At 38.2% G+C, this 521-nt stretch carries 1 pseudogene; it reads left to right on the top strand.

Annotation, left to right across the window (positions count from 1 at the left end):
- Positions 1–320: 320 nt before the first annotated feature.
- Positions 321–521, top strand: a pseudogene (locus RB298_RS20665) (hypothetical protein); the annotation flags it as partial.

Here is a 521-nt window from a genome sequence, read left to right as displayed (position 1 = left end):
CCATCCTTTTTATAACCAATCGAAACTGTATGTGTTACCTGTTGAGTCTTACTTCATACTGTAAGGGACGTCTCCCATAACATCAGACTGGTTGCAAAAAAAGACTGTTCATCGGTAAAGATGAATCAGCTTTTCTTACCTTCACCCCAACTTCTGCACTCTCCTTTTTTATTTTCCACCATTTTTTCTTTTTTCTCCAAATTGGAAGCAACCTAGAACATTTAAACTCTTTACCCCTGTAACTATCTTTCACATTTTTCCTTGATTTCCACATATATTCCATGTAACATAAACCCTATCATCTATTTTGGAGGAGCGTAATGAATAAATTAACAAAAACAAGCATCATGTGTGCCGTTTTAGTCTCTGGCCTTGCTGCTTGCGAAAGTGGAAAGAAAGAAAACGAAGTAACCGTAGAAGCACCTACCCCAAAACATACCGCTAGCCTTGAGCACGCAACAAACGTTAAACCGGCAGAAGGCAGCCTATCTTATCATGAAAAATCTAAACACCATAAATAC

Origin of the sequence: Priestia sp. BR_2 (assembly GCF_041954005.1) — a bacterium.
Taxonomy (GTDB): Bacteria; Bacillota; Bacilli; order Paenibacillales; family Paenibacillaceae; genus Paenibacillus_AQ; species Paenibacillus_AQ lautus_A.
Note: the sequence above shows the minus strand (reverse complement) of the source record. Positions and strands in the feature narration are given on the sequence as shown.